Below are 2,955 nucleotides of genomic sequence, written 5' to 3'. Positions count from 1 at the left end.
AAGGTGGTTGGATGAGCGAAGAATCCTCCGCGCTTTTAGCCGGGGGAGTGTCAAATCCGGCTTGGCTGAATTCATAAATACAGCTTTCCTTAAATGAATTAGCCCTGCTACCATAAGCAGGATCTGTGCCTAAGTCATAAAACGTTGACACCAAAATCCGCTAACATGGCAAACGAGTGACTCAAACCTATTGATGGCTAAGACTGTGAAACGAGTAGGGGTAATCGGTGGTGGACAACTGGCTTGGATGATGGGAGGTGGGGCTAAATCATTGGGTTTGGATTTGGTGATTCAAACACCCCAGCCTACTGATCCAGCCGTTAGTGTTGCCTCCGATACCATCTTTGCCCCGATTGATGACGCCGCCGCGACGGCAAAGTTAGCTGCCCATTGTGATGTGATCACATTTGAGAATGAATTTATTAATTTGGATGCGTTGTTCCCCTTGGCAAACCAAGGTGTCTGTTTTCGCCCCCGCCTAGACGCCTTAGCCCCCCTACTCGATAAATATCACCAACGTTGCTATTTACGTGACATTGGTTTACCCCAACCTGCTTTTAACTTACTAGAGACACCCCTCAACCCTGATACACTGACATTTCCCCTGGTTCTCAAAGCGCGACGCCACGGCTATGATGGTCAAGGCACGTTTATTTTTAAGGATAGAGAGAGTTTCCAGGAACTCTGGCAAAAACTTGCCGATACACCTCTACTCGTCGAGGAATTTATACCCTTTGAACGAGAATTAGCTGTGATCGCGGCTCGTTCTGTAAGCGGTGAGGTAGTGGTTTACCCGGTTGTCGAAACCCAGCAGGAAAATCAAGTCTGCCGTCGGGTGATTATTCCCGCCCCGATTAGCCCAGAGACACAACAAGAGATTAACGCGATCGCACTTACCTTACTCAATAGTCTACAAGCCGTGGGCTTGTTTGGCATTGAACTCTTTCTCACCGCCAATAATCAAGTATATGTCAACGAAGTCTCCCCTCGTACCCACAATTCTGGGCATTTTAGTCTAGATGCTTGTGAAACTTCGCAGTTTGAAATGCATTTACGGGCAGTTGCCGGGTTACCCTTGACAAAACCAACGCTTAATTGTATAGGAGCCGTCATGGTTAATCTCTTGGGTTACGAATATTCCCAGAACGACTATCTCGAAAAACGGCAAAAACTCGCCAGCCAGCCGCAAACTTATGTGCATTGGTATGGGAAAAAACAATCGCGCCCTGGGCGCAAACTCGGTCATGTCACCGTTCTCCTGGATTTTAGCTCAGAGAAGAACCCCCAGGCGATCGCACAAACAATAGAAACCCTATGGTACGGTTAAAGTCTTGATTGTTGATTGTGTAGGGGCGGGTTTTACCGATAATACTATCCAACACAACCGATAATGTGAGTAAACCCGCCCCAGCCAAGGACATAAGACATAAGGCATAAGACATAAGACAAATCATTCTAATTGGGAAATTCCCTTTAAAACAAAGTCACTTTGAGCTTGAGCCATAATCTGAATCATCGCTTTAAAATCAGCATTTCGCTGGCGATACTTGGTAATTAAATCCTCTGACTGAACTCTAACACCTAACGTTTCTAGATAATCTACCTCAATGCGTTGAAGTTCCTGTTTATAGCGCTGCTTAAACGATTGCTCAATTTTCGCCTTATCCTGCTCGGGAAGAACGTTGAGGTGGATAACGACAGTACCTCGATGCTTCGTTTCAATCGCTTGAATAGAAACCGGAAAATTATCGTTTTCCTTCTCCAACTCTTGAAAAGCAACCAGAAAAGCCTGCCAATCAATCCCCTTGCGGAAAATCAACTCAACGGTTTCCAGGGTTTTTTGGAAAAGCTTTGTAAACTCACCCGGCTCAAATGTACCACTATGAGGACGGCGTTCTTGCAGTACATATCGTTTACTCTTAGGAGAATATCTGGATTTAAGATAAACATAGTCGCAGATAACTCCAGTCAAGTTAGTTGTACTATCAATATTCCAATCTTCTAAGCAAACTCCTGTAAATATGGCTCTCTCAAAGTTTGTACCTAACGCTTGAGTTCTAATCAATCGGGCTTCAGATAAATCAGCGCCGCTTAAAAGAGCATTTCTAAAATCTGCACCTGTAAAGTCAGCTTTTCTCAGATTGGCATCGGTCAAGTCGGCTTCCAGCAAATCCGTGCCAAAGAGGTTCGCCCCTTGAATGTTAGCGCCTCTCAGGTTAAACCCACTCAGATCCAATAAATTGAGGTTAGCACCCTCCAGCATGGGAGTAACATCAGGATGCTTCTCGCGCCAACTGTTCCAGTGGAATAACCCCAGTTTGACAAGATAGGAATGGGGTTCGCTGTACACCATCTGACCATAACCCCGAACATCATACATAATTTGCGATCGATGACACTCATCAGTTTAGCTTAGAGCGACAGCCCATGATTAGGCATGAACAGCAGACTGTTTGATGGCGCACGCCATGCGCCCCTGTAGAAGGTGGAGATACGGGACAGTAGACATCTAGAAATAAATCGTTAAAATAGGGGTACGGGTTCCACTGGGACGTTGGTGACTGCCAATAGTGTTTTTTGATCTTGTCTGTATGTAAAAGGGAATCGAGAGACCTTGTGGCAGTAGACCGGGCATGAACCCGGAAACTTAAAACGAGTGTCCACGATACCCACCTGGTTTTCCAGGTCATAAGCTGAGGCAAGACGGCGTTCCGGTGAACCTGCAATAATTCGCAAAAATTTCCCCCTGTCTTAGGTGACTGGGGGATTTTGCGCTTTGGCTTAAGTTGACACGGATGACGGCTCTTCGGTACTTGTGGTGGAAACCCTAGTTTTTAGGGAACTCTTAACAGGGAACTCTTAACAGGCAAAGCCTTATCCAGCAAGCCTTTGACCAAATTCAATTAATTTTCCTTATCACCATAACTCCCAGAGAGCCTACAAAATTAGCTCAAA

General features: G+C 45.6%; 2 protein-coding genes and 1 other RNA gene. 2 read left to right on the top strand and 1 reads right to left on the bottom strand.

The genetic code is table 11. From position 1 onward, the window contains the following. Positions 1-193 precede the first annotated feature (193 nt). Positions 194-1,327, top strand: coding sequence for a 5-(carboxyamino)imidazole ribonucleotide synthase (locus ACLFWI_RS28965; RefSeq protein WP_446415807.1), 1,134 nt, complete (start codon positions 194-196; stop codon positions 1,325-1,327). Positions 1,328-1,450: 123 nt separating this feature from the next. Here ACLFWI_RS28965 and ACLFWI_RS28960 read toward each other — a convergent pair whose 3' ends face one another. Further along, on the bottom strand, positions 1,451-2,380 hold the full coding sequence (locus tag ACLFWI_RS28960) for a pentapeptide repeat-containing protein (protein ID WP_446415806.1): 930 nt from the start codon (positions 2,378-2,380) through the stop codon (positions 1,451-1,453). Between the two features lie 160 nt (positions 2,381-2,540). Between ACLFWI_RS28960 and ssrS the strand changes: the two genes are divergently transcribed. Next, positions 2,541-2,722, top strand: a non-coding RNA gene (ssrS, locus tag ACLFWI_RS28955) — 6S RNA. The last annotated feature ends 233 nt before the right edge of the window (positions 2,723-2,955 follow it).

Source organism: Coleofasciculus sp., assembly GCF_046539235.1.
In the GTDB taxonomy this organism is placed as follows: domain Bacteria; phylum Cyanobacteriota; class Cyanobacteriia; order Cyanobacteriales; family Coleofasciculaceae; genus Coleofasciculus.
Note: the sequence above shows the minus strand (reverse complement) of the source record. Positions and strands in the feature narration are given on the sequence as shown.